Origin of the sequence: Pseudomonas migulae NBRC 103157 (assembly GCF_002091715.1) — a bacterium.
Classification (GTDB): domain Bacteria; phylum Pseudomonadota; class Gammaproteobacteria; order Pseudomonadales; family Pseudomonadaceae; genus Aquipseudomonas; species Aquipseudomonas migulae_A.
The window spans coordinates 1-4073 of record NZ_BDAG01000086.1 but is presented as its reverse complement, the minus strand read 5'-3'; the positions used below and the strand labels follow the sequence as shown (position 1 = coordinate 4073).

At 59.4% G+C, this 4073-nt stretch carries 4 protein-coding genes; 1 reads left to right on the top strand and 3 read right to left on the bottom strand.

Features of this window, described 5'->3' with window-relative positions:
- Positions 1-9: 9 nt before the first annotated feature.
- Positions 10-1353: an imelysin family protein gene (locus PMI01S_RS30645; RefSeq protein ID WP_084323901.1), complete on the bottom strand. Its 1344-nt coding sequence runs from the start codon at positions 1351-1353 to the stop codon at positions 10-12.
- Here PMI01S_RS30645 and PMI01S_RS31590 point away from each other — a divergent pair.
- Positions 1352-1624, top strand: a complete 273-nt coding sequence (locus tag PMI01S_RS31590; RefSeq protein ID WP_139273102.1) for a hypothetical protein — start codon at positions 1352-1354, stop codon at positions 1622-1624. The two genes, PMI01S_RS30645 and PMI01S_RS31590, sit on opposite strands and share 2 nt — an antisense overlap.
- On the opposite strand, the gene PMI01S_RS30640 is transcribed toward PMI01S_RS31590, so the two are convergent.
- Together PMI01S_RS30640 and PMI01S_RS31880 are read right to left on the bottom strand one after the other, a co-directional pair.
- Complete coding sequence (locus PMI01S_RS30640; RefSeq protein ID WP_084323900.1) at positions 1582-3633, bottom strand: putative bifunctional diguanylate cyclase/phosphodiesterase; 2052 nt, start codon at positions 3631-3633, stop codon at positions 1582-1584. The genes PMI01S_RS31590 and PMI01S_RS30640 overlap by 43 nt on opposite strands.
- 256 nt (positions 3634-3889) lie before the next feature.
- Positions 3890-4073: hypothetical protein (locus PMI01S_RS31880; RefSeq protein ID WP_218028113.1), on the bottom strand; the 184-nt coding region annotated here is incomplete at its 5' end.

The following is a 4073-nucleotide window of genomic DNA, read 5'->3' as shown; positions in this document are numbered from 1 at the left end:
CAGCGTTGATCAGAACTCGTGATCAGCGTTGTCCGGGTTCAGGTCGCTGATGCCCAGTTTGCCGGCGGCGGCTTCGATCGAACCGGTCTGCTTGACCAGCGAAGCGATCGCGTCATGGACGATCTGGTTGCCGGCAGTGTTGCCGGCGGCGATCAGCTGGTCGTAGTGCTCACCCTTGTTGGCGTGATCGACGATGACCTGCATCTTGGCTTCGGTGGCAGCCAGGTCGGCCTTCAGCGCGGTGTCGGCAGCCGGGTCGGCTTTAGCCACCAGGGACGACAGGCTGGCGCCGGTCATTTTGGTGCCGTCGACGCGGGTGTATTCGCCCAGGTACACGTTACGAACGCCTTTGGCATCGTAGAACTGCGAGTTGTGGGTGTTGTCGCTGAAGCAGTCGTGTTCGTCTTCCGGGGAGTTGGCTTCCAGGGAAACCTTCATGCGCTCGCCCGCCAGTTCGCCCAGGGACAGACTGCCCATGCCGAACAGCATTTTGCGCAGGCCGGATTCAGCCGGTTCCGCTTCCAGGGTGGCGCGGTAGTTGTCGGCCACGTTCGGCTTCCAGTTACCGACCATTTCTTCCAGGTCGCTGACCAGCAACTGGGTCACGGACTTCAGGTAAGCGCGACGACGATCGTTGTGACCGCCAGTGGCGCCTTTGCCTTCCAGGTAGTCGGAGGCTGGACGGTTGCCGGCGCCAGGGCCGGTGCCGTTCAGGTCCTGGCCCCAGAGCAGGAATTCGATGGCGTGGTAACCGGTGGCGACATTGGCCTCGGAACCGCCCAGTTCGTTCAGGCTGGCGAGTTTTTCCGGGGTGATGTCTTTGACGTCGATCTTGTCTTCGCCGACCTGAACCTGAGTGTTGGCGATGATGTTGGCCGTGGCACCCGGGTTACCGAGGGCGTGCTCGTAGGATTTGTCGACGTAGTCGATCAGGCCTTCGTCCAGTGGCCAGGCGTTCACCTGACCTTCCCAGTCGTCGATGATGGTGTTGCCGAAGCGGAACACTTCACTCTGCAGGTAAGGAACACGGGCAGCCACCCAGGCAGCCTTGGCGGCTTTCAGGGTGTCGGCGTTCGGCTTGGCGAGGAAAGCGTCGATAGCGGTTTGCAGGGTCTTCGCGGTGGATTCGGCATCGCTGTAAACGGCGAAGACGATGTCGGCGTAGTGCGCGACAACGGCTTTGGCGGCGGCTTCGTCGACTTTACTGGCGGCCGCAGGCGCCACAGCCGGGGCTGTGGTCGTGGCGGCTGGAGTAGGTGCTGGAGCGGCAGCTTTGTCTTTACCTTCGCCACAACCGGCGAGGGAAATAGCGATGGCCAACAGACTGGCGGTAGCCAGAGGCATACGAATCATGGCGAACATCCTGCTTCGAGAAGGGGTGGAATGGCGCGGCAAGGCGCAAAACTGCGACATAATGCAAATCTTTCGCATTATCTGTAAAGGGTTGCAGCTGGAAATATTTCTTATTTACACAGAGGATGTTGCACTTTGCGGAGCAAGCTTGCTCGCGATGGACGTGAACGATGACGCGTGCTGTCTGAAAAAAATGCGTCGCCTTCAAATCCATCGCGAGCAAGCTCGCTACAGGATCGCGGCATTACTGCGCTGGGCCTGTTTCAGGTAAACGCCCAGTTCTCGCGCCGGCAGCGGTTTACTGTAGAAGTAGCCCTGACCTTCATGGCAGCCTTCAGAGATGATGTAGGCCTCTTGCTCGATGGTTTCAACACCTTCGGCAATGACCTGCATGCCCAGGCTCTTGCCCAGCTGAATGATGGCCCGAACGATGGTCGCATCGTCGTCGTCATCGAGCAGATCCTGAACGAAGCTCTTGTCGATCTTGATCTTGTCCAGCGGCAGGCTTTTCAGATAACTGAGCGATGAGTATCCGGTGCCGAAGTCGTCGATGGCGATCAGCGCGCCGGAGCGACGCAGGCTCAGCAGGTGCTGGGCGGCGGTGCTGATGTCTTCCATCAGGCCGGTTTCGGTGACTTCCAGTTCCAGGCTGCGGGGGGGCAGGCGGTACATCTGCAGCAGGTTGTTGACCACTCGCGGCAGTTCGGCGTGGTGTAGCTGGACGGTGGACAGGTTCACCGCCATGCGCAGGTCGGTGAAACCCTGGTCATGCCAGTCGCGCAATTGTTTGCAGGCCTGATCCAGCACCCATTCGCCGATGGCGATGATGGTGCCGTTCTGCTCGGCCAGCGGGATGAACAGGTCCGGCGGCACCAGCCCATGTTCGGGATGCTGCCAGCGAATCAATGCTTCGACGCCCACTACCCGATGATCGCGGTAGCTGATCTGCGGCTGGTAGACCAGGTAGAACTGGTCGCGGGCCAAGGCATCGCGCAAGTCTTTTTCCAGCTCGCGACGGCGGCGCATTTCAGTGTCGACGCTGGCGATATAGAACTGATAACGGTTGCGCGAGCGAGTCTTGGCCAGGGTCATGGTCTGCTCGGCCTTTTGCAGCAACTTCTCGGTACTGTCACCGTCCTCGGGGAACAGGGTGATGCCAATGGTGGCGCGCAGGCGAATCTCCTGATGATCGAGGGCAAACGCCGCTTCGAGGTCATCGAGAATGCTCTGGGCCAGTTCGGCTGCTTCGTAGGGTTGTTCGATATCGGCCTGAACCAGGGCGAACTGGTCGCCGCCAAGACGGGCGAGAGCGCCGAGGCGACCGCTGTGGGCGCGCAGACGATCGGCCAGGGCCAGCAGCAATTGGTCGCCGGTCTGATAGCTGAACTGTTCGTTGATGCCCTTGAAGTCATCGAGGCCGACACACAGCACCGCGACCCGCCGCTGCAACTTGCCGGCGTCGACGAGAATCTTGTCCAGTTGCTGCTGCAATTGCTGGCGGTTCGGCAGACCGGTGAGGAAGTCGTACTGGGCCATGCGCAGCAGGCTGTTTTCCGCTTCGTGGCGCAGGTGCGTGTTGCGTTCGATGGATTCGAGCAACTGGTTGGCGGTGTTGATCCAGATACCCAGTTCGTTTTTTTCGTGGCCCCTGAGCTGCGGAATCTTGTGCGCGCTCGGGCGGTCCGGGTTGATTTCGGTGAGGTGCTCGATGATCCGCGACAACGGTTTGGTCAGCAGCCAGTGATAGACCAGATACAGCACCAACCCCATGGCCAAGGCGCGCAATACACCGGAAATGAAGATGATCACCGAACTGACGATAAACCCTTGCCCGTAGGTGGCGGTGTCGAGGGTAATGCTCAGGTCGCCGTAATACTCGCTGTACGGGCCGCGGCCCACCAGTTGGGTGGTGAAGGTGCGTTCCTTGCCCAGGATCAGGTCGGTCAGCCAGCGACTGCTGGATTGCTGCAAGTCGCGGGATTTTTGCGCGAGCATGGCTTCATTGGGGTGGCCGATGGAGGCCTGGCGCACGGCGTCGTCCTGGAACAGGCCTTCGATCACCTGCATGCCCATCTCACGATCCAGGCTGTAGACGGCCTGGGTTGAGGGGTCACGGAACATGTCGAGGATGCGCTGGGCATCGCTGGCCACGGCCTGGCGTGTTTTATAGGCATCGAAAACGATCTGCGCGCAGCTCAAGACCACGCCGACGATCAATGCCGACAGGAGCACGACCCGGAGCAACTTTACCGACAAGCTGTTCTTGAGTTCCAGCTTCAAAGAGTCATTCCTTGTTCCGTGCAGGTAGCATCAAGTTGCCATGAGTATTGGCAATCCTGTGATGGCAGTCAAAGGGACAATCCAACACAGGGGAATTTGCCTGTGGGTTGGCCGAAATGCTGTTGCCTGGAGTATTTGCCCTATTAGTACTGTGTCGGTAGTCGAGTCCTTCAACTTGAGGGGGATTGGGACATATTTTCCATTGGGTTGATGTTAGACGGGTATGGCGGTGGGGCAAGGGGGGGGAAGGCGGGTTTCATTGTGGGAAATTGGGCCTGGTTTCTATGGATGTATGCCGTTCGATTGTGTGAGTGAGCCTGCTTGCGAAGGCGGCCTGGTGGTCGACCATTTTCTTTTGGGTGTACATATCCATTTCTGCGGTAACGGCGGCTGGCGGTTTCGCCCTTACGGCGAGTCCCTTTTGGCAAACGCCCCAAAAG